Below are 25,144 nucleotides of genomic sequence, written 5' to 3' on the forward strand. Positions count from 1 at the left end.
AACGTCGATACTTCCTCGTCTTCCCGGGGGCGCAGGTGATAGGCCAGACTAACCTGAGAGGAACCTAATGATAGGTTCCATGTGTTGAATGATCGCGTCAATCCGCCAGAAGTTAGAGCGAGTTCCTGAGCCATAAGGCCGTCACTTTCGGGCTCGTGAGAAAACTCAAGTTTGACCATGTCTACGCGAACGGAACACGTTGTGTCGGCATGCGCGTGATTATTGCCTGACAGCGCGGCAGTGAAAGCCAGGGTGGCGAGGCCGAAGAAGAAGGGGGCGGCGAGTGTGTCGAGACGCAAAAGGGGCATTGGGAGTGCTCCGAGAGGGGGAAGTGTATGAGGGATGAAGTGTGAGGAAAGGAGAAACGTGTTTCAAGGCGGTTCATGACGAGTGTTGGATTGATAGAGATACAGGGGAAAGGGGGGATATCAGCGTCGGGAGTCGGGAGATGTGAAGGGATATGCGGTGAAGTGCGAGGGGTGAACGGTGATCACAATACATTTTGAGTGAACCTGGCGTGATGCTCAGGCAACAAAAAAGCCGCCCCGGAGGGGCGGCTTTTTTGTTGGGGTGTGAAGTAATTAATTACTCAACACAATCAATGGTCAGACGCCATTCTGGCAAGGTCCGTCCGCTGTTGCTCCAGGTGTACTCAACCTCAAGCGTCCAGTCTCCCGGGGCGTTTTGGCCAACGAAGACGTCCATCGAGTCGACCGGGGTATGAAGAGTCGGGAAGGTGCGATCAAGTGGCGAGCTGGTTGTCGAGCTCGGGGTAAAGAGGCGCACGGTCTGAGAGGCGGGAGAGGTCAGCTTCAGGGTCAGCTCATCCTGCCAGGTGCCCTGGTTTGTGGTGACATAGACTTCGATACTTCCAACCCGCTGGCAGGATTGGGGAACAGTGATGGTTGAGGTTGTGGTGGCGACGATATTATTTTCGCTGGGAGAGTTCACCGCGACGTCGAATAGAGACTGCTCGAAGACGGTGGAGACTTCAAACTGGACGGCAGTGTTAGCCGGCACGGTGTCTGCGGGGGTCACTTTCAGCAGGAAGCGTCCCACGGCGAGCTCGCCAGCACGGAAGAGCGCGGTGTTAACGGCCTCTGTGATGAGAGAGCCATCAGTAGCGATGAGCTCGAAGTCTGCGACGATGTTGCCCTGCAACGCGATGGTCCAGTTGATCAGCTCGGTGGTTTCGAAGGTGAGGTATGATTGCGTCTCTGCCGGCAGCGCTCGGCTCAGGGTCGGTGCGGCACCGGGAGCGACCTCGCCAAGGTCAATCGCCGATGCGACTGCGATACCCACGACAACGCCTTCAAGCGCGTCTTCCGACGTGTTTTCAAAGGTGACGGTGACTTCCGTCTCCTCGAAGGCGAACCATTGCAGTGCGCGCGTTCCGGAGGTTGCGGTGCGGGGGCGCAGCGCGGAGCTTTCGACCAGGGCTTCGCCGCCAGCCGAAATGCTGGCGGAGAGGTTGGCTTCAGCACCGTTCCACTGGCTGATGGTGATGTATTCACCCGCAGCAAGCGTGATGGTTTCCGTGATGGAGGCTTCGCCGTCGATGGTCTGGCTGGAGTTGGGCTGCGCGTTGTAGGCCGTGGCCGGACCATCGGAGTAGACGCGATCGACGAGGAGGAAGAAGCTCTCGGCGGGGGCGTTCATGATGAAGACGCCGCCGTCGATGGTGATGGTTTCAGCCAGGGTCGTGGCGTCCGTCCAAATTTGGACTTCTGCCTGCGCGTCAGACGGAACCTGATTGAGGAAGAAAACAAACTGATCGCCCTCAGCCACGCCGCTGACCTCGTAGAAGTTCTCGGTCAGATGGCGGACATCACCGCTGATGGCGTCCTGAGGGAACTCCACAGCGGTCGGCGTCGGCGCATCGATGAGCTCGATGCTGCCGACGTAGCCCCAGTCTTCGCCGCCAGCGGGACCGGCAAGCTCGAGGAGCTGGGCGATGGGACCCACGTTGAGGGCGTAGACGCCTTCGTTGGGGATGACGATCTCGCGGCTGAAGTCCAGGCCGGCGCCGGCGTCGCTGGTGCGGCTGAAGGGAGCGGGGGGCTCTTCGGCTTCCGGGTTGGCGGGTTCGGCGACTTCTTCCATGAAGACGAAGCCGGGCTCGGGCATACCGTTGGCGTGAATGGCCACACGGATCCACTGGCCGGGGGTGCCGTTGATGAGCAGGGTGTCCAGGTCCTGGACGTACTCACCTTCGCTCAGCTCGGGGGCGTCGATGTTGCCTGTGAAGACGAGGGCTTCGCCGGAGACGAGGTCGATCGGAGTCTCGCCAGCTTCGTCGAGGTTGAGGGTGGCGGTGGCGGCCAGGTCGGCGACGACGCCTGCGCGAAGGCGACAGGTACCATCGATCTGGATGGTGCCCGCGCCGCAGCTCAGCAGGGAGGTCGGTACGCAGGTGCGTGTGGCGACATCGAAGCTGGTGCCCTCACCGCAGACCTCGTCGGTGGGGCGGCAGCGATCCTGGTTGTCGGGCTCGGTGCCATCGCCGCAGATATCGTCGGCGGGGACGCACTGGTTGTTGGCGACGACGGTGCCCTCGGCGCACTCGACGGCGTCTTCGGGCACGCACTCCCCGTCGACTTCGATGGTGCCTTCGGCGCACTGGATGCCGATGTTCGGCACGCAGCGGCCTTGACCGGCGTCGTAGGTGGTGTTTTCGCCGCAGATCTCGCCGGTGGGCTCGCATTGGCCTTCATCGTTGAGGATGGAGCCTGCGCCGCAGTTGGATTCGTCGACTTCGCACTGGCCGTCAACAAGGTACGTGCCGGGGCCGCATTCACGCTGCTCGACCTCGCCACCATCACCACCGCAGGCGATGGCGCTGGCAGCCAGGATGGCGAGCGCGGAGAGTTTTGTCAGGGTACGCATGTATCGAATCTCCCGTGATGATTGGGTCTTTCGTAAGGTTCAGGTGCGCCGCGCCCGGAGGGGGCGCGGCGTCAGGAGCTGACGTCGATCAGGTGCCGCAGGTCAGGTTGATGCCCCAGCTGTTGAGGGTACCGGCAATTCCGCCGGAGACATCCGCAACGTACAGGGTCCAGTCGCCCTGACCACTTTCTCCGATAAAGGCGTCCAGAGACTCATTCGGGGTGATATCACCGGGGTAGTTGCCGACGATATCGTCGGAGCTGCCACCCGAGCGGCTGTGAAGACGCACGGTCGTCCCGGAGGGGGACGTGAGTTCCATCACGACATCACCAATCCAGTTGTGCGAGATATCGACGTCCACCGTGATTTCTGAGACGACAACGCATCCAAGTGTAGTGAGGTTTCGCACCGTTCCCGAAGGAGTGTTGTCGACGATCGGGGCATCCGCGGTCTCGGAGACATTGACGGACGGAACGCCGGTCACTTCGTCGAAGTCGAGATCGAAGGAGTAACCGTCGGCGAGCACGCTGTTAGCGACGACTTCGACAATAATGAGGTCGTTGCTGGCGTAGAGGTCTTCGAAGTTGATGAGGTTACCGACCTGCTCGCGCAGCGTGTTGCGGCTGGCGCGGGAGAAGACCTTGGTGCTGATGGCCTCGCCCTGAGCGACGGAGAAGGTCATTGAGATGAGCATCGCGTCGCGTACCCGGAAGAGGTAGTAGTTGCGATCGCCTGCGGCGTAGGCGCCGGTGGTGCCCAGATCGAGGCTTCCCAGGGAGGCTTCGAAGAAGTCGGCGTCGGTCACACCTTCAAACTCGTAGGTGGGGCGCAGGATGGCGTCTTCGGTTTCGTTGACGAGCTCCACGCGGTACTCGCCGGGGCCGGGGGCAAGCTCAAGGAACTCGTACTCTCCGCTGGCCTCTGCTTCGAAGATGACGACATCGTCAGGGTTGTAGATGCGGATGGTGGCGCTTTCGCCTTCGGCGAACTCGGCGCTGCCGCGGATGAGGTCGTAGGTTTCCAGGGTGAAGGGCTCGGAGATGATCTCTTCGGGGACCAGTGCCTGACGTTCGGTGGCGTTGAGTTCCAGGGTGTAGCCCTGGGTGAGTGCCTCATAGGCGCTGATGGCGAAGATGTAGGAGCCCGGGGTCAGTAGCGTGAACTCGAGGAGTTCGAAGGTGCCGGTGCCGAAGAACTGATGCGAGACCAGGTTGTCGGAGCCCAGGATGGCGCCGTTGGGGTTTCCGTCGCCGGGATTGTTGTCGTCCTCGATCCACTCTTCTTCAACCTCATCGTAGATGATGCCGCCGGTGCGCAAGACGCCTTCGAAGCCGACCGGAGCTGCGACATCGATGCGGTAGAACTCAAGGTCGCCCGAGTCGAGCCGTTCTTCGCGGGAGAAAGAGAAGTTTCCGCCACCGGTGACGTTGATCGGGGTTGGGTCAATGAAGATATTGACGGGCACGAAATCATAAATCGTCGCCGCCCAGTTATCGTTGGTCATGGCGATGGTGTAGGTACCACCTTCGGCGGCAAAGAAGTACATCTCGGTGTCGTAATAGGTCGTGGGATGATCGACCGGGTAGACGTCTTCATAATAGGCGAGCTCTTCGCCGTTTTTGGAGATCGTGAAGATGGTGGAGAAGGAGCTTGGGTTGGACGAGGTGTAGCCCAGGCGCAGCATCTGGCCAGGCTGAGCGACGACTTCGTATTCGTAGGTGTCATCGACATCGACATCGACCGCGCGCTGGGTGCTGATCGCAAAGGCGGTGGAGGGGCCGGTCTGGCGCTCCGTATCGAAGAGCAGGAAGATCGGCTGACCGGAGGCGGGGCGCTCGGGCACGAAGGTGTCGCCCTCTTCAAGATCGAAGGACTCGGTGAACTCGGAGAGGCTGGCCCACTGGTCGACGACGGCCTGCGCGTCGGCGCCGAGCATGTCGATGCTCATGGCCAGGTTGAAGTCCGCGGGGAATTCGACCTGGTAGAGGTTCTCGGTGAGCTCGGAGAGGTCGCCGCTGGCGACGGCTTCGATGCCAGGCCAGGGCCTGGGTGCGGGGGCCTCAATGCGGTTGATCTGCGCGACGTAGGCCCAGGTGCCGTCACCGCTGTTGGCGGTGCCGTTGAGCTCGTTGAGCGCGTTGGCGATCGTCACGGTGTAGTCGCCGTCGGCGGGGAGCGCGAAGGTGCGCTGCGCGACGTTGGAAATGCCGGAGCTGGTGGCGCGATCGTAGCCGTCATCGTTGGTGATGATGGCCATCGGCGAGGGCAGGCCGCGGGTGAAGACGGTCAGCTCGAACCAGTCGCCGACTTCGGCGGTGAGGGTGAACTCGTGCTGACCGGCGTCGTCGGCCTCGATGGTGCCGGCGAAGACCAGGCTGGATTCCAGCGCGGGAATGGTCAGGGCGTTATCGCCGCCTTCGGCGTAGACGACGTCGGCGCTGGACGCGAGGTTGTCGGCGACGGTGTCGACTGAGATGCAGCGGTTTTCCACCTCGAAGGTGTCGTCGCTGCAGACGACGTTGCCCAGGTCAACGCATTTGCCGAGCGCGACGTCGAAGACGGTGCGGTCGGCGCAGACGGTCTCACCGATGAGGGCGCAGCCAGCGTCGGCAAACTCGGTGCCTTCGCCGCAGACCTCTTCGGTGAGCTCGCACTGGCCGTTGGCGAGCACGGTGTCTTCGCCGCAGGTCAGCGGGTTGTCGACCAGGCAGCGGCCATCGATTTCGATGGTGCCCTCACCGCAGACGATCTCCTCGGGGCCCACGCAGGTGCCCGACTCGGTGTCGTAGACGGTCTCGTCACCGCAGAGCTCGTCGGTGGGGACGCACTGATCGTTATCGTTGAGGGTGAGGCCTGCGCCGCAGGTGTTCTCGGCGAGGACGCAGGCGCCTCCGCTGAGTTCCGTGCCGGGGCCACACTCTAAGAGGTCAGGGGTTTCGGCGTTGTCGCCGCCGCAAGCGGCCAGGGCGAGTACCAAAATCCCGCTGAGGGGAAGGTTCCAGGGGGTGAGTCGCTTCATCCGATTCATCTCCGACTTTCTGACAAGTCCGATCGTGGGTTCTCGTCGATGGGTTAGCGCGGTCGGCTCAACGTGTGATGCGCGACCGGCTGGCCTGCAGGCGTTCGGGCACGACAGAGCCAGGGTCTATGGGGACCGTGGGCTAGACGATAGTCAGCAACCCCCTGTTGATGCAACCAAATTCTGGATCTTCAGGCGGGCGGTGCTTTTTCGGGGGGCGGTGTGGCGGGGGGGCGTGGCGCGCGACGGTTGAGGATGAGTCCGAGGGCGCGCAGCGCTAATGCGAGCAGGGCGGCGACCAGGGTCTGGCTTGCGCCCACCGACCAGTCGGTGGCCAGCGCGAGCATGTAGCCGAGCAGGCCGGAGGCGGCGCCGGAGGTTGCGGCGATGATGAAGACCCATTTCAGCCCGACATTTAGCCCGAGCGCGCCGATGGCCGGGAGCACAGTGAGACCGAAGGTGGGGAGCGCGCCCAGTGCGCGGGTGGAGAGGCCGGTGAGGAGCGCGATGGCGCCGAAGAGGATGGCGTCGAGCCTGCGCACGGGCACGCCCTGGGTGCGGGCGACCAGGGGATCGAGGCTGGCGAAGACAAAGGCGCGAAAGGCAACGAGCTGGGTGAAGACCACGAGCAGCGTGGCGCCGAGGATGGCGTAGAGATCGCTTTCGCGCACGAGCACCGCCGAGCCGTGAAGCACCGCTTCGACTTCGTGGAGTTCGTGGGCGATCAGCGGACCCAGCAGCAGGACCAGCGCCGTCGGTACGATGAAGGCCACGCCCAATAGCGCATCCCGTCCCAGCGTGGGGCGCTCGCCAAGCCAGACCAGGCCAAAGACAACGAGGGTGGAGAGGAGAATCGCCAGCGCCGGGGCCAGGAGTTCGGCGAGGAGGCCGGTCAGGCCCAGCTGCGCGCTCAGGTAGAAGGCGATGGTGACGCCCAGGGCCGAGGTCTGGCTGAGTGCGGCGCTGACGAAGACGATGCGGCGGCTGACCACGTAGACGCCCAGCAGACCCAGGCCAAGGCCTGCGATCATGGCCGTGAGAATGGGGTCGCGGTAGAGGTCGCCGTAGAGCGCCAGGAATTCAAACATAGGGGTGCCGGCGAAGATCGGAGAGGATCAGTGGGTGTGGTGCGGATCATCGAGACAGTCTTTCAGGCATTCCTCGATGGCGATGTGGCCGCGGCGGTCGATGCGCATGATGCGGCTTGAGGCGCTGCGCGCAAGGGCGGAGCCGTGGGCGATCATCATGACCGTGACGTCGAGCTGCTGCTGGATGCCGTGGAGAAGTTCGATGGTGGTTGCTTCGCGCTCCGGATCCATGGATGCGGAGGGCTCGTCGAGGAGCAGAAGTCGGGGCTTTCCGAGCAGGGCGCGGGCCAGGAGGATGAGCTGTTTCTGACCCTCGGAGAGCTCGCGGAAGAGGTGATCGCAGAGGTGGGCCATGCCCACGACCTCCAGGGCGTCGAGGAGCTCGTTGCGGCGGGGGCGGATGCGCAGCGCGCTTAAGCCCCGGCCGCGGTGCAGGCCCGTGGCGAGGACGTCGAAGACGGTGGCGGGCAGCATCGGGTCGAGGGTGCGGGTCTGGGGCACAAAGCGCAGGGCGTCGGCCGGCAGACTCCAGTCGATGCGCCCGCTTACCGGTGGGATCAGCCCGATGAGGGTTTTGAGCAGGGTGGATTTTCCCACGCCGTTGGGCCCCTCAATGAGCATGAAGGTGCCCTGGTGGAGGTGAAAATCCAGGGGACCGAGCAGGCCCTTGCCGCCGTAGCCGCAGACCAGCCCCTGCACCTGCAAGAGCGTGGGCTGCCGGGAGATATGATCCTCAGGCAGGCAGGGGGGGATGGGCTCGTGGGGGAGCTCTGAGGGCTGGTCGAAGTTGGGGCGGAGATCGGTATCGGCGCTCATGCAACGCTCCCGAGCAGAGGTTCGGGGAAGGGGCTCAGGCCGCCACATCAGGGGGCCAGGGCTGGCTTCAGAGTCTCATAGATGCGCTCGGCCAGCGCTTCGAGGTGCTCGACGTAGCGCTGCCCCTCGGAGGTCTGGGCGGGCAGTCGCAGCAGCGTGGCGTCGGTGCGCTCGCTGAGCTGCTCGGCGGTGCGCGTGGGATAGTAGTTAAGCTGGAGGATGGCCGGGACATTGCGCTCCTGGATCGTCTCCACCAGGCGCGCGACGTGGCGGGGGTTGGGCGGGACGCCCGGCTTGGGTTCGATCTGCATCACGTCGGTGAGGCTGAGCCAGCCGGCCACGTAGGTCCAGGATTTGTGGTAGGTCACGACCTGGCGGCGCTCAGCGGGGAGCTCGCGAAATTGCAGCTCGAAGCGCTGGGCAAGGCGGATGAGGTCGCGGGCCAGATCGCGGCTGCGCTTTACGTAGGCTTCGGCGTGGGGTGGGTCGAGCTCGGCCAGGTGGCGGCCGAGCGCCAGCGCCACGCGCGCACCCTGGCGCGGATCGGTGGTGTAGTGGGGGTTACCGCCCGGGTGCACATCGCCCATCGTGCGGTCGACCGGACCGCGCGGAACATCGGCGGCGACGATATGCGCGGAGGCGTCAAAATAACCGGGCTGGCCGGCCTGAATCTTCGGGTTGCGTGCGCCGGTGATCAGCGTGGGGAGCCAGCCTACCTCCAGGTCCATGCCCACCAGCACGAGCAGGTCGGCGCGGTGGAGCAGGGGAACGAAGCTGGGGCGAGGATCGACGAAGTGGGGATCGTCGCCGGGACGCACGAGCACCTCGACGGTGCCCTGGTCGCCGAGCACTTCGGTGGCGATGGCGCCGAGATCGGGAGTGGTGGCAACCACACGAAGTTCTGCGGAGGCCGGGGAGGCCGCCATGATCAGGAGGGTGGCGATGAGGCCGAAGAGGGCGGTGATGATGGCTGGCTTTCGGCGTTTAAGCGGGTGTGACATCGGAGCTCCATCCCGGTGGAGAGGCATCTGGTTAAGCGCGATAGCTCTGGGCGCGGTGCGTCGGGCGCGGACCCTAACGTTGAACAGCCGTGAATGCAAATGTATTGCAACAACACTCGGAGCGATGCGCCAGGGGCGCGATTGACTTCTGTGGGAGGGCGCTGCGATAGTCCGGCTGAGCGCCTTCTCTTGAGAGATGCGCTTCGTATCAGGGAACCCGGTGCAAATCCGGGACGGTCGCGCCACTGTGTGCAGCGAGCTGAAGGCCAGGAGCCACTGTTTTTTCGGAGAAGCGTGCTTCTCCGGCGAGATGGGAAGGCGGTCGGAGGCGATGAGGGTCGAGATGTTGACGTCGACGCTCGGGAGCTGTGAGTCAGGATACCTGAGCACCATGTCTCTTCGCGACAAAGAGCAGCTCATGACCTTGGATCGGATGACAGCCCCCGGGGGGCTTAAGCGCGTGGTGTGCGCGCTGGCGTGGTGCGCCGGGGTGGGCGTGTGCGTCGACCTTGTGCCGGAGGCTGCGGCCGGGGAGGCGGAGCGCGCGTCTGGCGAGGTTGTGTCCGTGTCTGGTGTGGAAGGTGTTGAAATTATTGAGGTATTGGCGTCGTTGGCGCAGGCGTCTTCCGAGGATGAGGGAGAAAGCGATGACGACGAGGGCGGAGAAGATACCCTGCGGGGGCGCACGGTGGTGGGGGATCGGAGTGCGCGCGAGGACGCGCGCCACCCTTCGGGCTTTGTAACGCGGGTGCGGCTCGGGGAGAGCGTGGCGGCTTCGGAGACGCTGGGGGCGTCGCTGGAACAGGTGGAGGGGGTGCAGCTCTCACGGGCGTCGAGCCCGGGGCAGCCGGCCTACGTATCGGTGCGGGGCGGCAGCCCCCGCCAGCTCGTCGTCTACCTCGACGGCCTGCGCCTGAGCTCGCCGGCGGGCCTGGGGTTTGATGTGGGGCAGCTCGGGGTGGGCGGGCTGGCCTCGGCCGATGTGTTTCGCGGGGGGGCGGCGGTGGTGCACGGGGCCGGGGCGCTGACGGGCTCGGTGCAGTTAAACCCGCGGATGCCCACCCCCGGGGTTCGCGCCAGCGCGCGGCTGAGCGCCGGGAGTTTCGGGAGCGCGGGCGCGCAGGCCGCGTTCGGTGTGGGCGGGCGGCGTGCGGGGCTGCGCCTGCATCTCGGGGTGCGCCGAAGCGAAGGCGATTTTGGTTTTGTCGATAACCAGGGAATCGTGCAGGCCCGGCGTAATAACGACCACCGACGCTTCGGCGGCGGGGCCACCGGCGTGCTGAAGGTGGGCGATGGCGGCGAACTTCGCCTGACCACCCTGGTGGAGGAGGGCGCCGGGGGGAGCGCTGGCCCCTCGGAGTTTCAGCGCTCGTTTGAGCTGGCTCGGGTCGATGATCATCGCCGTCTGGCCAGCCTGCGCTACACCTTTGAGGGGGAGCGCTGGCAGGCCCACGCCGACCTCGGCGCCCAGGACCGCGCCTACCGCTACGAGAACGCGCGCGGCCATATGACGCTGGAGCATGTGGAGGCCCACTCGCGCCAGCAGACGGTGGCGGCTACCGGCGGGGCGCGGCTCTTTGCCGGGGCGCATCTCCTCAACTTCAGCGGGGAGCTTCGCGCGGAGCGTTATGAGGCGGCGGACGGCGCGGCGACCCTGGGAGCGGAGCGTCTCAATGCGGCGCTGGCGCTCTCGGAGGAGTGGCTGCTGGCGGGCGATACGCTCAGCCTGGTGGGGGCGCTGCGCGGCGAAGTTCTGCGTGAGCAGGGGTCGGATTCTTCCATGGATTCAAGGGTTTATGCGCCTGTCGTTCCGGCCATCGGTGCGATCTGGCGGGCGCATCCGCGGCTGGAGGCGCGCGCCAACCTGGCCAAAACCTTTCGCGCGCCGCATTTCGATGAGCTCTACCTCTCGACCGAAGCGGTGCGCGGCAACCCCGATCTTTTGCCCGAAGAAGCCGTGGTGGTCGATGCGGGCCTGCGCCTTCGGCTGGGCCCCGGGGCCAACTCGAAGGCGCTGGAGCTGGGGGCGGCCTATTTTCATAACGCGATCGGGCAGATGATCCTCTTTTTGCCCATCTCGGCCTACGTCTACCAGGCCCAGAACCTCTCCGGGGCGCGTGCGCACGGCGTGGAGGCCACCCTGGGGTGGGCACCTTTTGGGCGCGTGCGTCTGGACGGAAGTTATACGCTGACACGCGCCTACCTCACGATCGACCAGGGAGGTATCCCCGCGCAGCTTCCGCATCAGCCGCGCCACCGCGCCTTTTTGCGCGCGACCCTGGATCTGGGAGGGCTGGTTTCGACCGAGACGTTCCGAACCTTTTTGAGCGACGCGCGCCTTCAGGCCACCGCGCGGTATCGGAGTCGGGTGCAGCTCGATAATTTTGGCAGCTTGCAGAGCCCCGGCGCGCTGCGCCTGGACCTGGGCGGCCGCGCGAGCCTGGGAGGCGGGCTGAGCCTGGGCGTCGAGGTGCAGAATGTGCTCAACGACCGGCGCGCGCAGGACTTTTTGCAGCGTCCGCTTCCGGGGCGCGCGTTTTTTATATCTCTGGCAGTGCTGGCGGAGGGTGAATGATGGCGTTCAAATATGTCAATACGATCAACGGGTTGCGGGTTGCTGTGCTGCTGGCGAGTTTCGTTGCGGCCTGTGGCGAGCCTGTGGATGAGGCGCAGCCGGCAGGTGAGCTTTCGGAGGTCTGTGAGGAGGGAGGCGCAAGCTATGAGCTTTTTGTGGACCCGCGCCTGAGCACGACCGGCCCGCTTGCCAACGACCTGGCGGTGGGGCCGAGCGGGCTGTGGGTGGTGGAGAGCGGCGCCAACACGTTGAGTCTTTTTGAGGCGGAGCGGGAGCGTTATGTGGCGGGGGCGGCGGCGTTGGGCAGCGATCGCAACCCTTATACGGTGGCGGTGGAGGAGGGGGCGGCGCCCTCGGGGGCGGAGCGTCTCTGGGTGGCTAATTATGCCTCGCATAGCGTGAGCGTGGTCGACGGGCAGACGGGCGATGTGCTCGCTGAGATCGAAGACCAGGCGCTCAAAAATCCCTCGGCGGTGGCGGTGGGGGAGCGCTACGTGTACGTGGGCAACGTCAACTACCTGAGCGTGGCCGAGGGTTTCGGGGAGGGGAGCGTGGCGGTGATCGGGCGAGACTCGCTGGAGGTGGTCGCGAGCCTGCCGACGGCGTTTAAGAACCCGCATTCGCTCCGGGTGGAAGATGTGGATGGGGACGAGGTGCTGGTGGTCAGCTCCGCCGGAGAGGTGGTCTTTGGGGGGCAGGGCGTGACGCTTCGGGGGGAGGCGGGCGTGGAGCTCTGGCGAGTGGGGGCGGATCCGACCTCAGCGGAGGTCGCTTCCTACGCCCTGGGTCAGCGCGAGGGCTCGGTGGTGGGGGCGCCCGGGCGGCCGGTGCGTGTGCCGGGCACCGACACACTTTATTTTAGCAGCGCGACCGCCCCGGTGCTCTTTGCCTTTGATCTTGGGGAGACCCGCTGGCTGCACGATGCCTCAAATCCTGTGGAGGTCTATGCTTCGAGCGGTGATGCCACGCACAGCCTGGCGGTCGATAGCGCCGGGCGTCTGTGGCTGACAGCGTTTAATCAGGACGCCCTCTATGTGTGGGATACCCGCTGCGATAGGCTGGCGGCCGGACCGATTCCCCTGGGACAGGTGGACGATCTGGTGGAAGGTCCGCAGTCGGTGACGATCGTCGAGGACGCCGAGGGTATTGACGCCTATTACCTGCTCTCCAACGCCAACTCGCTTGGGCGAGTGCGGGTGCATTGGTGATCGGGTGCCAGGCGTTCGTACACGAGCCTGATCGGGTGCCAGGCGTTCGTACACGAGCCTGATCGGGTGCCAGGCGTTCGTACACGAGCCTGATCGGGTGCCAGGCGTTCGTACATGATTGTGCAGAAGATCGGGTGCCAGGCGTTCGTACATGATTGTGCAGAAGATCGGGTGCCAGGCGTTCGTACATGATTGTGCAGAAGCTCGGGTGCCAGGCGTTCGTACATGATTGTGCAGAAGCTCGGGTGCCAGGCGTTCGTACATGATTGTGCAGAAGCTCGGGTGCCAGGCGTTCGTACAAGGATGTGCAGAGAGATGGTGGTGGTAGTGGTCTAAGTCGTTGATAACGTGTTGAAACATGTGAGGTCTAAATGAGCAGCGAGCAGAAGAAGGACGACAAAAAATTTCAGGACCCGAACATCGCGATTAACCGCGTCTATACGCGTAAAGGCGACGCCGGTACCACGCGGCTGGTGGGCGGTCAGAAGGTGAAGAAGAGCCACGATCGCATCGAGACGTACGGTACGGTCGATGAGCTCAACGCGGTGGTGGGGGCGGCGCGCCAGACCATAGCCGAGGTCTATGCGGGTCATGAGGGCTTTGAAGATCTGTCCAAAGTCCTCTTTAAGGTGCAGCACCAGCTCTTCAACCTGGGGAGTGTGCTGGCGACCCTGCCCGAAGATGTGGGCCCGAAGATGCCGCGGGTCGATGCCGAGGATGTGGCGGAGTTGGAGGCGCTGATCGACCGCTACAACGAGGATCTTCCGCCCCTGCGCTCCTTTGTTCTGCCGGGGGGCACGCGGCTGAACGTGGAGCTGCACCTGGCGCGCACGGTGTGCCGGCGCGCCGAGCGCCTGGCGGTGAAACTTGGCGAGAGCGAGGAGGTCGATGTGCAGGCGGTGGCGTATTTGAACCGGCTGAGCGACGCGTTTTTTGTGTTCAGCCGCTGGGCCTCGGTGGCCGCCGGGAGCGATGAGGTGCTCTGGGATCCCAACGTCTGAGTCGGCTTTTTTTGGGGGGGGAGCGCGGATGGGGCGGCCTGGCCGGGGCGGATTAAAAGCTGATGTTGAGGCCGGTGGCGAAGGCAGCGCTGATGTTGAGCGCCGGGTCCAGGTCGGTGAGGTAGGCGTGCACGCGGGGGCGCAGGTAGATGCCGGTGCCGTAGCCAACTTGAATAAGAAGATCGAGATCGAGCGCGGCGGTGAGCACGGATCGGTCCGGGTTGGCCTCTTCGCCGCGCACGGCGGTGCCCAGGGCCAGGGCCACGTCGAATTGCACCCTTTCGGTGCTGCGCCCGGCTGAGGCGAAGAAGCCGCCGACGATCATAACCGGGTCGTCGTAGCCCAGCTCGCGCATCCGCTCCTGGTTGACGTCCTTGCGCACCTCAAAAAAGACCATCTCCACGCCCCCGTAGAGACCGATGGCGAGGTCGACGGGCAGCGGTATGCGCTCGTTGCGGACGGGGGGCTGCACCTGAAAGCGATAGCCCATGCGGGCGTGCAGGATCTCCCAGGCCTGAAAGATGTCGGGGTTCTCCTCGTTGATCGATTCCAGAAAAGGGGTCTCAAATTGGCCGGTAAACTGCTCGCGGGTCATCATGGCGAGGAAGTCAGGAAGCACCATCAGCCCGGGCACGCGCACATCGATGTGGTATTCGCCCCCTTTATAACGAAAGCCCATATCGGCGTAGCGGAAGAGGTGGGTGTCTTCGGCGCCGAAGAGCATCTGGCTGTAGAGCCCCACACGTAGGCCGAAGCGCTCGTGGATAGGGCCGACCAGGCGCACGTTGTCGGGGAGCTTCTCGCTCAAGGAGGGGGCGTTGGGCGGGGGAGTCTGGGCTATAGCCGAACCGGCGAACGTTATGGCGATGAGCCACGTGGAACAGAGCAGCGCCGCCCTCCATACACTCGGACGGGCGGCGCGACGTCGCGTTGCGCTGTGATGTGACAGAAACATCAGGGTGCCAGGCGTTCGGGCGATGGAGGGGCGACGTTGGCGAGCAACGTGCGCCCGTGAGCATTAAAGCGACCGGTATGGCGCGGTGGCTGAGGTGGCTCCCAACGCCGGAAGGTAGGCCAGGCGCAGGTAATCGAGCACCATGCGCCGGGCGTTGTAGCGCCAGCCCAGACTGAGCATGGCCCACTTCATGCGCGCGATCCAGCCCGCGCGCAGGCCGCGGTGGTCGAGCTCGTAGTAGAGGGGGAGCACGTCGTCTTCGAGCACCCGGTAGAGCTCCTTTGCGTCGAGGGCGTCTTGCTCCTCGGGGTTGAGGAGCTCGGCACCCTGGCCGATAGCGAAGCCGTTTTCTCCATCAAAGCCCTCGGCCCACCAGCCGTCAAGGATCGAGCAGTTGAGCGCGCCGTTGAAGACCGCCTTCTGACCGCTGGTGCCGCAGGCTTCCTGGGGTCGGCGAGGGTTGTTGAGCCAGAGGTCAACGCCCTGGACGAGGTGGCGGGCGATGTTCATGTCGTAGTCGGCCAGAAAGACCACCCGGCCGCCGAGGGTGGGGTCGGTGGTCAGGCCGACGATCTTCTCAATCAGCGCCTTGCCAAATCGGTCGGCGGGGTGGGCCTTGCCGGCGTAGATGATCTGGAGGGGACGCTCGCTGCTGTGGATCATCGCCTTAAAGCGTTCCAGATCGCTTAAGATCAGGTCGGCGCGTTTGTAGGTGGCAAAGCGGCGCGCAAACCCGATGGTGAGGACGTCCTGATCGAGGCCGCTTCCCGGGCGCACCTGGCCGGGGCCATCGCCGCGGGGGCCGGGCTGGGAGGCCAGGCGCGCCTGCACAAAGTCCAACAACTTCGCCTTGAGGATCTGGTGCGTCTCCCACAACTCGCCGTCATCCATCGCGGCGATCTCCTGCCAGGTCTCGGGGCGCTCCATGCGCGTATGCCAGTGGGGGCCGAGGTGGCGATCGAAGAGGGCGCGCATCTGCGGGGCCAGAAAGGAGGCCACGTGAATGCCGTTGGTGATATGCCCGATGGGCACCTGGTGGGTGGGGCGTTCTGGCCAGAGGTTCTGCCACATCTGACGGCTGACGTGGCCGTGGAGGTTGCTCACCCCGTTGGTGAACTGGCTCATTTTCATGGCCAGTACGGTCATGCAGAAGGGCTCGTTGGGGTCGTCGAGATCGAGGCGTCCCAGGCCGTGGAAGGCGCGCAGGTCGAGCTGAAGGCGCTCACGAAGATCGCCCAGGGCCTCGTCGATCATCTCCGGGGCGAAGCGGTCGTGGCCGGCCGGCACCGGGGTGTGGGTGGTAAACACCGTCTGGCGGGCGACGCGCTCGTGAGCCTCCTCCCAGTCGATGCCCTCCTCGGCCATGCGGCGCGCGCAGAGCTCCAGGGTGGCAAAGGCGCTGTGGCCCTCATTGAGGTGGTAGACCCCCGGGCGGATGCCGAGCATGGCCAGCGCGCGCACCCCGCCCACACCGAGCAGGACCTCCTGGCGGATGCGCGTGCGCTGATCGCCGCCGTAGAGCTGGGTGGTCAGACGGCGATCGTCTGGCGAGTTGAGGTCGATGTCGCAGTCGAGCAGCAAGAGGCGCGTGCGGCCGACGTGGGCCTCCCAGATATGCAGGCGGATGGGGCGGCCGGCCACCTCCACCTGCACCACCCGGGGCTGGCCGTCGGCATCCAAAAGTTTGCGGATGGGCAGCGTGTCGACGCGGGTGCGTCCGTAGAGCTCACTCTGGCGGCCCTCCTCATCGAGGGCCTGCTGGAAGTAGCCCTCGGCGTAGAAGAGCCCCAGACCGACAATCGGTACGCCCAGGTCGCTTGCGGCCTTGAGGTGGTCGCCAGCCAGCACGCCCAGCCCCCCCGAATAGATCGGCAGGGACTCGTGCAGGCCGAACTCCGCGCAGAAATACGCCACCGGCCGCCGGTGCAGAGGGGCGGCCTCCAGCAGGGTGGAGGGCCCGCGTTGACGCAACTCGTCGGCCTGGCGGCGCGCGGCCTGCTGAATACGGCTTGCCAGCGCCCCGCGGCCGGCGCGCACCTCGAGCTCCCCGGGCTCAAAGCTCTCGATAAAGGCGATGGGGTTGTGGTGGAGGCGCGCCCAGCGCTCGGCGTCGAGCGTCTCAAAGATCTCCCAGGTCTCGGGATGCCAGCTCCACCAGAGGTTCGCGCTCAAGTTCTTTAGATGTCCGACCAGCTCAAAGGAATCGCTCATGAAATCATGGCTCCAAAAAGTGGCGCGGTCAGGACGGCGAGAGCGCGCGGGTAGGTTGTGATGCCTCTACTATTTGATGATCAGCTCCACGCAGGGGCCCGTGGAGAGGGTGACTTCGCCGGACTGGGCCACGTGCATGTCCCCGTCGATGGTGTAGTTGATGGGCTCCGAGGAGCGGAAGATCGCCCGTGAGCTGACCTCGCTGCGAATCTTACGCTCGTCGACGGGCAGGCCAAGGCGAATTCTCGGCAGCGAGAGCGCGATGTCCACCGGACCGCCGGTCACGCCGAGCAGATGGAAGGTGTTATCGCGCTCCTGGCAGCGGATAAAGGGCCGAAACCCAAGGCCGATCTGGTCGACGGTGCTGGCAAGCACCGAGGCGTAGTCGCGCTCCTCCCAGGTGGTCTCATCAAACTCGATGCTGGCGTGAAAGGGGCGAAAGAGCCGCCTGGGGAGCTCTCCGCCCACCGGCATCGTGGCCAGGGCCTTGCTCAAGAGCACCCCGGCGGTGGTGGGGCTGGGGTTGCCGGTGGCGTAATACTCTTCGAGAAAGTTGGAGACGATGCCGTTGCCAAAAATAAACCCGTAGCGCTCTCCGGACTCATCTTCGACCTTGAGGATATCGCGGCGCGTCGTCTCGAAGGGCTGGCCGGTGTAGTACTTCTCGACCAGGTTCGCCAACAATTTGGGGGGCGCCCCGCTGATGCCCACGGCGTTGGAGACGGTGTTCATCGTGCCCCCGCGCAAGAGCGCGACTTTCGGCAGCGGCTCGTCGCCGTAGACCTTGATAAAGGTGGTCAGCGTGACGTGGTTGGTGCCGTCGCCGCCGTTGAGCGCGAGGATCTCGATGCCGCTCTCTTTGAACTTACGGGCGACCTCCTCGACGTCTTCAACGCGGTTGGTCAGCTCGTAGGTGTCGTGCTGGCCGAGCATGTAGCCCAGCCGGCGCATCCGCTCGGGGTAGCGGCGGTTACGGCGGCTGTGGGGGTTGGTGATAATTCCGATGCCAGGCATAGGCTGTCCGCGAAAACGGTGAGTGAAGTAGGGGCGCGGCGCGGCCTGCATGGCGAGGCGATCGGAGCGCGGCGCTCAGGAGTCAAACGGCGCGTAAGATAACGATCCGTGCGGGGGGTGGCAACGGTGGTGAGCGGGCGCCAACTTTTCGTGATGTTGGGAGTTGGTGTGGGTTTGGGAGTTGGCGTGGGACGTTGGGGTTCGCGTTTTGTGGTTAGGTGGTTGTGTGGTTGTGTGGTTGAGGGGCGCCGGGGTTTGCGGGTGTTGGTCGATTCGTGCGGGCGTCTGGTGGGATGCGTTTTGTGGTTAGGTGGTTGTGTGGTTGTGTGGTTGTGTGGTTGAGGGGTTGAGGGGCGCCGGGGTTTGCGGGGGTTGGTCGATTCATGCGGGCGTCTGGTGGGGTGCGGGTTCGAGATCGAGCCCGAGCACGAGTACGAGTACCAGTACGAGCCCGAGTACGAGTACCAGTACGAGCCCGAGTACCAGTACGAGTACCAGTACGAGCCCGAGTACCAGTACGAGATTCGGGAGGGGGGAGGTGACCCGGGTCGGAAGGCGTTGCGGGAGCGCGCCGTGGGGGAGGTGACCCGGGTCGGAAGGCGCACATGGAGCGGGTTTTGAGGCTTAGCAGCGCTCCGAAGGCGTTGCGGGAGCGCGCCGTGGGGGCGGCGGCCCGGAGCCTCGGCGGTAGGCCGGGCGGCATTTTCGCCCTGGCGAAGCTCAAAAAAGGCGCGTGGGGTGGCTCGAGAGGCCTGGCGAGGCTCGGGAGGCCAGACGGGCTCCGGGGCGAGGGGGTGCTCTTCACCCTAACGTGGTAGAAGTGCTCCGGGGCCAGAGGGTGTTGAGCCTCGAAGGGGGAAGAAGGTTTCTGGCCCGGGAGGCGTATTAAGGCTCCGAGCTCAGAGGGCCTCTGGTCTGGGAGGCTTAGCGGCGCTCGGAGACAAGACCGGGTCTGGTTTCGGGGGGAGTCGGTCACCCCAAATGGGTAGGCGATGGTCGGGAGGACCCGGATGTGGGGGGGAGGGGTCAATGCATGAGCATGAAGTCGTGGTGAGGCGGCAGGCCGTCGGGCGTGCTGTGCGTGGTTATGGGAAGTCGGCCAGTTATTCTTTGCACAAAAAATCCCCCCCCGTTCGACCTATGAGGTGCGGTCATACGAGATGAGTTTAATCTGAAAACGGGAGGCGTTTTGAAGCAGACTACAAAAAACAGATTGGGGACGACGCTCGGGATGTTGGGGGCGGTGGTGGTGCTGGGGGCGTGCGCCGCGGAGGAGCGTTTTGGCTACGAGTGTCGGGAGGGGGATTGCCCGCAGATGCGCGAGATCACCGACGATCTGATGGATCAGGTCGAGGTGCAGGGCAGCGACGCGGAGCGCCAGGAGATCGTGCTGCCAGAGCAGGGGGAGCGTGCGATCTTTGCGGGCACCTACAAGCGCAACAGCGAGAGCGCGAACTTCGAGTTCGAGGGGCGCGCGGGCCAGTGGGTGGCGATCACGGTGTATTCACGAGGCGTGGTCGATCCCACGTTTAGGGTGCGTGACTTTCACGGATACATCCGCTGGAACCTGACGTATGAGGGGGAGCAGGGCATGGCGCGGCGCGTGATGATGCTGCCGCGAGACGGAGTCTATCGTCTCGATGTGCTCAGCAATGTTCGCGGCGAGGAGTCCATGAATGTGGATTATGGAGGGTATGGGGAGGACTCGCATTTTGTGGGGGTGGTCAAAACTCTGGCCCCTCCGCCAGCGCGCCCTCTGGAGGTGGATGGGCGCGCGATGGAGGAGCGTTTTCTCCATGTCGATAGCGGGCTCTTCGATATCCGAGGCGCGGGCGATGGTCCGGTGGGCGTGTGGGTGGAGTCCTTTCACGATGACGGCCATCCGGTGTACGGGCTGCGTCTGGTCAAGGGGGACTTGCGGGCCGATGGGCCTGAGCTTGAGGTCGCCGAGACGCCGATTCGCCACGCGCCCGTGCTCTGGGGGCTTGTCGATCCGGCGCTCGGCACGCAGGTGCATGTGGACACGGCCACGCATACCAACACCCATGGTTGGTACCGCATCGGGGCGCGCTCGCTAAACGGGTTCGAGCCCGGCGAGGAGCAGCGCGCGCAGATCACTGGTGAGGCCGGGCAGATCGTGGTGGCGTTTCATCGGAACTGGTCCGGGGAGAAGGCCAGCCTGGAGCTGTCGCGGGAGGGGGAGGTCGTGGTCGCCGATGCGGATCGCCCCGGCATCGGGGAGCAGTCTCTGTGGATCGGCCCCTCCGATATGGCGGTCTATCTGGAGGAGGCGGCCACCTTTGAGGCGGTGCTCACCAACCCGCAGGAGACGCCGCTCTACAACGCCAAACTTAAAGTCGAAGTCAAAGAGCCGCTGGCCGTCTGGGAGGTTCGGCCGACCACCGAGTACACCACTCTGGAGTACAGAGAGCGGATGGATGCGCGTCGCAGCGAGTTTGTTTTTCTGGATGTGAAAGAGCCCACCGAGATCACGTTCCATCTCAGCGGGGGATATGTGGCGCGAGGCCCCTCGTCGAGCCGTGATATGGATCTCTATATCTATGCGGTGGACTCGCCGGATGAGCCGATCGTCGCGTCGAGCGGTCCGGAGGGGGAGCGCGGGGTCAGAACCCTCGACGAGGGGCGTTATCTGCTTCATGCGCACCCTTATGCGCCTCAGATCGCCGGGTTTCAGCTCAGCGCGTCGTTTTCGGCGCCGTAGTGAGCGCGATGCGCATCGTCCCACACCGCAAAGCGGGGCGCATTGCCCCCCCGGGAAAAAACCTTTATTGCCCCACCTGGATGAGGGGGCTAAGGTTTGCGGCCATGTGAAGAAGCAGTAAACGCGTGGCGCTACTCTTCGGCTTGAAACGCATGCCGGGCGCGCGTGGTGGTCAACCCTGGTAGTTGCAGACGGGCAGACGATGTCGAAGAAAGTCGTGATCCTCGGTGGTGGTGTCGGTGGGATGAGCGCGGCTCAGGAGCTCGCTGAGCGTGGTTTTGATGTGGAGGTTTACGAGCGTCTGGAGGTGCTCGGCGGCAAGGCGCGCAGCATTCCGGTTCCGGACTCCGCCAGCGGGGGGCGAAAGCCCCTGCCCGGGGAGCATGGCTTTCGCTTCTTTCCGAGCTTCTACAAACACACCTTCGACACGATGAAGCGCATTCCCTACGGCACCAACCGCCGCGGGGTCTACGACAACCTCATTGAGACCACGCACGTGATGGCGGCGCGCGAGGGAATGACCGAGATTTCGTTTCCGCTCTATCTGCCCGAGCGCCTCGATGACTGGGAGATGCTCTACCGCCTTATTGTGAAGAATGAGGCGAATATCCCGCGCAGCGAAATGCTCTTTTTTGCGCGTAAGGTGCTGCAGTTTCTCACCGCCTGCACCGAGCGGCGCAACACCGAGTACGACGACATCACCTGGTGGGATTTTGTGGAGGCCGACGGCAAGTCCAAGGAGTACGTGGACTTTCTGGCCGTGGGGCTCACCCGCGATCTGGTGGCGATGCAGGCCGAGATCTCAAGCTCGCGTACCGTGGCACGCATCTACGTGCAGCTGATGCTGGGGATTCTGCAGCCCTGGCTGCACGTCGACAGCATCCTCAACGGTCCGACCAGCCGGGTGTGGATCGACCCCTGGGAGGCGTACCTCACCCAGCTCGGTGTGAACTTCCATACGGGGGCCAGCGTGGACTCCTTTGAGTTCGACGCGAGCAGCGGGCGCATCAGCGGGGTGAATATCACCCAGGGGAGCGAGACCTTTAAGGTGGAGGCCGACTACTATGTCAGCGCGCTGCCGGTGGAGGTGATGGCCCAGAAGGTCACATCGCAGATGGGACAAAAAGATCCGATGCTGGCCACGCTCGACCAGCTGCAGACGGGCTGGATGAACGGGATTTTGTTCTTCTTGAACAAAAATATCTCGCTCAACCACGGGCATATCCTCTATGTGGACAGTCCCTGGGCGCTGACCTCGATCTTCTCGCAGAGTTTCTGGGAGGACATCGATCTTGATGAGTACGGCAACGGGGAGCTCGAGGGGATTCTGTCGATCTGCATCTCCGACTGGAATACCCCGGGGGTGCTCTACGGCAAGGCCGCGCGCGATTGCAGCGCCGAGGAGATCAAGGAGGAGGTCTGGGCGCAGATCACACGGCGCCTGAACGACACCGGCACCATCTACCTGGAGCCGGGTGACGTCATCACGTGGTTCCTCTCGCCAACGATCGATATTCAGCCGGGAGAGCCGACGAAGAACACCGAGCCGCTCCTGCTGAACACGGCGGGCTCGCTGCGCTACCGGCCGGAGGCCGCCTCGCAGATCGAGAACCTCTTTCTGGCGAGCGATTACGTGCGTACGAACACGGACCTTGCGACGATGGAGTCGGCCAATGAGGCGGCCCGGCGCGCGGTCAACGGGATCCTGGGCCGGGAAGGCTGGATGCTGGGGTTATGCCGGCTCTACGAGCTGGAGGAGCCGCTGATCTTTAAGCCGGCACGCGCCATCGACCGCCTGCGCTTTAAAATGGGTCTTCCCCAGCTCGATTATCTTTGAGCCCCGGAGGGCACGCGCAGCACGGGCTGGCGAGGCGGAAAATCCTTTCCTTCGGCAGCTTGCGGGCGTATGCTCGCCGCACCTGATAAGCACGCAATATGTTCGCCTCACCGCCTCCCTCCCCTCGCGGAGATCGGGCGAGGCAAAGCTTGCCCGAGACTTCGGAGCCCGGGCGCGCCACATGAGGTTGGATCAATGTTGGACGTAGAGTCGAAAGGATGGATGGAGCAACGCGTGCGGAGCTTCATGCCCGAAGGTGCTCTGAAGGATTCCAATAAACTCTTTCGAGCCCGGGTGGTGGTGGCGCTCTCGTTTGCGCTGGCGGTTTTTGGGCCGATTTATGCGGCGATCCTCTTTTTGGTCACCGGCACGCGAGCCGAGCCTATTGCGACGGTGCTGGCAACTCTCGGGGTGGTGGCCGGGCCATTTTTGATGAAGGCGCGGGTGCCGCTGGTGGTGGTGGGCAACTGGCTGACCTTCTGCGGGTATGCGCTCTTTGCCTTTGTGGCCTCGCGGGAGCTGGGGTTGGCGGTGCTGATCTGGCAGGTGGTCTTTGCGATGTTTGCCGCGCTGATCGCCGGCAAGCGCTCCGCGCTGGGCTGGCTTGTGATCATGTCGGCGACGACGGCGTATTTTTACGTCAGTCTTATCCGCGGGGCACCGCCGGAGGGGGTGCTGCTTAATACCACGCAGCTGATCTGGGAGATGAGCCTTGTCATCGGCATGTTTGCCGCGGTCATGGTGCTCACGCTGACCTATGAGACGATCAAGGAGTGGGCGATCGCCGAGGTCCGTCGCAGTGAGGCGCAAACCCGGGCGATCTTTGATGCGGCACCCGACGGGATCCTGATGCTGAGCAGCCGCGGGGAGGTCGGGCGAGCGAACGCCGCGGCGATGGCGCTGCTGGGCTATGAGCATCAGGAGCTTCTGAAAACCCCTTTCGTCACCATGGTCCCCCAGATCGCGCAGTCTTCACCCACCTCGCCGCACGCGAGTGAGGGGGCGTCGCAGGATGGCGAGGAGGAGGTCTTCAGCAAGGTGCGCCCCAACCGCGAGGGCATCAGCGCCTGGCTCGGACACGGCCATGAGACCGAGGCCCACAGGCGAGATGGGCACGCGTTTCCGGCCGAGCTCAGCCTGACGCGGATCGATGAGGAAGAGCGTTTCGTGGCGATTCTGCGCGATATCACCGAGCGTCGCGAGTTTCAGGAGAGCCTCAAAATTGCGCGCGATCAGGCCGTGGAAGCCAACCACGCCAAGAGCCGTTTTCTGGCCAATATCAGCCACGAGCTGCGCACGCCGCTCAACGCGATTATCGGCTACAGCGAGCTGATCCTCGATGATTTGCAGGAGCTTGAGACGGTCGACACGGCCGAACTTCGCCCCGATGTGACCAAGATCGGAAAGGCGGGGCGTCACCTGCTCGGGCTGATCAACCAGGTGCTGGATCTGGCCAAGGTCGAGGCGGGCAAGATGGACGTGTACGTCGAGACGATCGATGTGCATGAGCTTCTCGAGGAGGTCTCGGACACCATCATGCCGGTGATCTCCAAGAACAAAAATGTGCTGGAGGTTAGCCTTGCGCACGCGCCGCGCACGCTGCGATCGGACCGCATGAAGTTGCGCCAGGTGCTGCTCAACCTGCTCTCCAACGCCTCGAAGTTCACCGAAGAGGGTTCGATCGAGGTGCGCGTGGTGCAGATCAACGCGGCGCAATGCTGCTTCGAGGTGATCGACTCCGGTATCGGGATTGCGCCCGAAAAGCTGGAGGCGCTCTTTGAGGCCTTTCGGCAGGCGGATGACTCGACCACCCGCGAGTACGGGGGCACGGGGCTGGGGCTGACGATCAGCCGACATTTCGCCGAGTTGATGGGCGGCACCCTCGGGGTGGAGAGCGAGATGGGCAGGGGCTCGACCTTTCGCGTGACGATCCCGATGTGCCTGGATGAGGTGGGGGTCGAGGAGGGCGAGGCCAGCAGCGACGAGCGCGTGCTGGTGGGGCTGGAGGAGGATTCCAGCCTTGAAGATGAGCTCGCTGCGCTTCCCGAGGACGCCCCTCGGGTGCTGGTGATCGACGATGACACCACGGTGCACCAGCTGATGACCCGCTACCTGGTCAAGCAGGGCTTTCGGGTGCATACGACCACCGGCGGTGAAGAGGCGCTGGCGATGGCCAGGCGCGTGCGCCCGGATGTGATCACGCTCGATGTGCTCATGCCCGAGATCGACGGCTGGGATATGCTCAAGCGGCTTAAGGCAGATGAGGTGCTCAAAGCCATCCCGGTGGTGATGGTGACGATTATCAGTGAGAAGAACCTGGGGATCTCCCTGGGAGCATCGGATTACCTGACCAAGCCGGTGGATCGTCAGGAGCTCTCGCGGGTGCTGCACACCCACGTGAAGACGCCCGGGGTGGGGCCGGTGCTGGTGGTCGAGGATGATGCGGCGACCCGTGAACTTCTGATGCGCACGATTCGCAGCGGGGGCTGGTCGGTGCTGGGTGCGCGCGACGGTTTGGAGGCGCTCGATGTGATCGACGGCGGCATGATGCCCAGCGCCATTTTGCTCGATCTGATGATGCCTCGCCTCGACGGGTTTGGCCTGCTGGAGCGTCTGCGGCGTCGTCCGGAGGCCGCTCAGATCCCGGTGATTGTGTTCTCTGCGGCCGACCTCGATGCGCGCCAGCGTGAGCGGCTCAGCCAGGATGTGACGCGCATCTTAAAAAAGGGCGGCTTTGTGAAGCAGCAGCTGCTCAACGATCTTCGCCAGGCCATCGAGTCGAGCAGCGGGGCTTCGCTCTAAGCCGAGCGC

Annotated in this window: 15 protein-coding genes and 1 riboswitch; of the genes, 7 read left to right on the plus strand and 8 right to left on the minus strand. The window is 64.3% G+C overall.

The annotated features are described in order from the left end of the window. Nucleotides 1-585: 585 nt before the first annotated feature. The 5 genes from EA187_RS17475 to EA187_RS17495 all read right to left on the minus strand — a co-directional run bounded on the left by EA187_RS17475 (nt 586) and on the right by EA187_RS17495 (nt 8,810). Entirely contained in the window at nt 586-2,886 is a 2,301-nt protein-coding gene (locus EA187_RS17475) for a proprotein convertase P-domain-containing protein (protein ID WP_127781086.1), read from the minus strand. Between the two features lie 88 nt (nt 2,887-2,974). After that, the gene (locus tag EA187_RS17480) at nt 2,975-5,905 is read right to left on the minus strand and encodes a proprotein convertase P-domain-containing protein (RefSeq protein ID WP_127781087.1); all 2,931 of its coding nucleotides are present in this window, start codon (nt 5,903-5,905) and stop codon (nt 2,975-2,977) included. A gap of 191 nt (nt 5,906-6,096) precedes the next feature. After that, nucleotides 6,097-6,993 (minus strand): metal ABC transporter permease, encoded by an 897-nt coding sequence (locus EA187_RS17485; protein WP_115607495.1) that lies wholly within the window; start codon nt 6,991-6,993, stop codon nt 6,097-6,099. 27 nt (nt 6,994-7,020) lie between these two features. Further along, a complete protein-coding gene (locus tag EA187_RS17490) occupies nt 7,021-7,809 on the minus strand; it encodes a metal ABC transporter ATP-binding protein (RefSeq protein ID WP_164856369.1) in 789 nt (262 codons plus the stop codon). A 47-nt stretch (nt 7,810-7,856) separates the two neighbouring features. Further along, entirely contained in the window at nt 7,857-8,810 is a 954-nt protein-coding gene (locus EA187_RS17495) for a metal ABC transporter substrate-binding protein (protein WP_164856370.1), read from the minus strand. A 183-nt stretch (nt 8,811-8,993) separates the two neighbouring features. Beyond that, nucleotides 8,994-9,215: riboswitch (cobalamin riboswitch) on the plus strand. A 13-nt stretch (nt 9,216-9,228) separates the two neighbouring features. Between EA187_RS17495 and EA187_RS17500 the strand changes: the two genes are divergently transcribed. From EA187_RS17500 to EA187_RS17510, 3 genes are all read left to right on the plus strand, one after another. Next, nucleotides 9,229-11,385 carry a TonB-dependent receptor plug domain-containing protein gene (locus EA187_RS17500; protein WP_164856371.1) on the plus strand — a complete coding sequence of 719 codons (2,157 nt, stop codon included), beginning with the start codon at nt 9,229-9,231 and terminating at the stop codon, nt 11,383-11,385. Then, a complete protein-coding gene (locus EA187_RS17505; protein WP_127781090.1) occupies nt 11,382-12,593 on the plus strand; it encodes an NHL repeat-containing protein in 1,212 nt (403 codons plus the stop codon). The genes EA187_RS17500 and EA187_RS17505 overlap by 4 nt, the downstream gene beginning before the upstream one ends. Nucleotides 12,594-12,964: 371 nt before the next feature. After that, nucleotides 12,965-13,594, plus strand: a complete 630-nt coding sequence (locus tag EA187_RS17510) for a cob(I)yrinic acid a,c-diamide adenosyltransferase (protein WP_115607488.1) — start codon at nt 12,965-12,967, stop codon at nt 13,592-13,594. A gap of 52 nt (nt 13,595-13,646) precedes the next feature. On the opposite strand, the gene EA187_RS17515 is transcribed toward EA187_RS17510, so the two are convergent. From EA187_RS17515 to EA187_RS17525, 3 genes are all read right to left on the minus strand, one after another. Next, complete coding sequence (locus EA187_RS17515; RefSeq protein WP_127781091.1) at nt 13,647-14,402, minus strand: hypothetical protein; 756 nt, start codon at nt 14,400-14,402, stop codon at nt 13,647-13,649. Between the two features lie 210 nt (nt 14,403-14,612). After that, nucleotides 14,613-16,760 (minus strand): alpha-glucan family phosphorylase, encoded by a 2,148-nt coding sequence (gene glgP / locus EA187_RS17520; RefSeq protein ID WP_127781092.1) that lies wholly within the window; start codon nt 16,758-16,760, stop codon nt 14,613-14,615. Between the two features lie 69 nt (nt 16,761-16,829). Next, on the minus strand, nt 16,830-17,774 hold the full coding sequence (locus EA187_RS17525) for a diacylglycerol/lipid kinase family protein (protein WP_164856372.1): 945 nt from the start codon (nt 17,772-17,774) through the stop codon (nt 16,830-16,832). Between the two features lie 372 nt (nt 17,775-18,146). Between EA187_RS17525 and EA187_RS17530 the strand changes: the two genes are divergently transcribed. The 4 genes from EA187_RS17530 to EA187_RS17545 all read left to right on the plus strand — a co-directional run bounded on the left by EA187_RS17530 (nt 18,147) and on the right by EA187_RS17545 (nt 25,135). Beyond that, nucleotides 18,147-18,395: a hypothetical protein gene (locus EA187_RS17530; RefSeq protein WP_127781093.1), complete on the plus strand. Its 249-nt coding sequence runs from the start codon at nt 18,147-18,149 to the stop codon at nt 18,393-18,395. Between the two features lie 568 nt (nt 18,396-18,963). Beyond that, nucleotides 18,964-20,496, plus strand: a complete 1,533-nt coding sequence (locus EA187_RS17535) for a hypothetical protein (protein WP_127781094.1) — start codon at nt 18,964-18,966, stop codon at nt 20,494-20,496. Between the two features lie 202 nt (nt 20,497-20,698). After that, a complete protein-coding gene (locus EA187_RS17540) occupies nt 20,699-22,333 on the plus strand; it encodes a hydroxysqualene dehydroxylase (protein WP_127781095.1) in 1,635 nt (544 codons plus the stop codon). A gap of 246 nt (nt 22,334-22,579) precedes the next feature. Beyond that, nucleotides 22,580-25,135 carry a response regulator gene (locus EA187_RS17545; RefSeq protein WP_164856373.1) on the plus strand — a complete coding sequence of 852 codons (2,556 nt, stop codon included), beginning with the start codon at nt 22,580-22,582 and terminating at the stop codon, nt 25,133-25,135. Nucleotides 25,136-25,144 lie beyond the last annotated feature (9 nt).

Origin of the sequence: Lujinxingia sediminis (genome assembly GCF_004005565.1) — a bacterium.
Taxonomy (GTDB): Bacteria; Myxococcota_A; Bradymonadia; order Bradymonadales; family Bradymonadaceae; genus Lujinxingia; species Lujinxingia sediminis.

Excerpts from the sequence above, each read along its gene's own strand:
- EA187_RS17505 (WP_127781090.1), top strand. The coding sequence starts at position 11,382 with ATGATGGCGTTCAAATATGTCAATACGATCAACGGGTTGCGGGTTGCT.
- EA187_RS17540 (WP_127781095.1), top strand. The coding sequence starts at position 20,699 with ATGTCGAAGAAAGTCGTGATCCTCGGTGGTGGTGTCGGTGGGATGAGC.
- EA187_RS17475 (WP_127781086.1), bottom strand. The coding sequence starts at position 2,886 with ATGCGTACCCTGACAAAACTCTCCGCGCTCGCCATCCTGGCTGCCAGC.
- EA187_RS17545 (WP_164856373.1), top strand. The coding sequence starts at position 22,580 with ATGCCCGAAGGTGCTCTGAAGGATTCCAATAAACTCTTTCGAGCCCGG.
- EA187_RS17510 (WP_115607488.1), top strand. The coding sequence starts at position 12,965 with ATGAGCAGCGAGCAGAAGAAGGACGACAAAAAATTTCAGGACCCGAAC.
- EA187_RS17500 (WP_164856371.1), top strand. The coding sequence starts at position 9,229 with ATGACCTTGGATCGGATGACAGCCCCCGGGGGGCTTAAGCGCGTGGTG.
- EA187_RS17485 (WP_115607495.1), bottom strand. The coding sequence starts at position 6,993 with ATGTTTGAATTCCTGGCGCTCTACGGCGACCTCTACCGCGACCCCATT.
- EA187_RS17525 (WP_164856372.1), bottom strand. The coding sequence starts at position 17,774 with ATGCCTGGCATCGGAATTATCACCAACCCCCACAGCCGCCGTAACCGC.
- EA187_RS17495 (WP_164856370.1), bottom strand. The coding sequence starts at position 8,810 with ATGTCACACCCGCTTAAACGCCGAAAGCCAGCCATCATCACCGCCCTC.
- EA187_RS17490 (WP_164856369.1), bottom strand. The coding sequence starts at position 7,809 with ATGAGCGCCGATACCGATCTCCGCCCCAACTTCGACCAGCCCTCAGAG.
- glgP (WP_127781092.1), bottom strand. The coding sequence starts at position 16,760 with ATGAGCGATTCCTTTGAGCTGGTCGGACATCTAAAGAACTTGAGCGCG.
- EA187_RS17480 (WP_127781087.1), bottom strand. The coding sequence starts at position 5,905 with ATGAAGCGACTCACCCCCTGGAACCTTCCCCTCAGCGGGATTTTGGTA.